This is a genomic window from Nocardiopsis lucentensis DSM 44048, assembly GCF_000341125.1.
GTDB lineage: Bacteria > Actinomycetota > Actinomycetes > Streptosporangiales > Streptosporangiaceae > Nocardiopsis > Nocardiopsis lucentensis.
This window is the reverse complement of sequence record NZ_ANBC01000597.1, coordinates 1-287: the sequence shown is the minus strand read 5'-3', so window position 1 is coordinate 287 and position 287 is coordinate 1. Positions and strand designations below refer to the sequence as shown.

The 287-nt window shown below is 75.6% G+C and carries 1 protein-coding gene; it reads left to right on the top strand.

The window, feature by feature from the left end:
* The coding region (locus D471_RS35425; protein WP_152486389.1) for a protein kinase domain-containing protein at nucleotides 1-287 on the top strand (287 nt) is incomplete at both ends.

Genomic DNA, 287 nt, shown 5'->3' with positions numbered 1-287 from the left:
TGCCCTGCCGCTACCGCGCGCCCGGGTGCTCGCGGCGGGCATGGCCGAGGCCGTCGCCGCGATCCACGCGTCCGGGGTCCTGCACCGCGACCTCAAGCCGTCCAACGTCATCCTCGCCCCGGACGGCCCCAAGGTGCTCGACTTCGGGATCGCCCGGGCGGTCGACGAGACCGGCCTGACCCGGACCGGCGGACTGGTGGGCTCTCCGGCGTGGCTGAGCCCGGAGCGCTACCGGGGTGTCAGCGGACCCGAGGCCGACGTGTTCGCGTGGGGCGCCATGGTCGCCT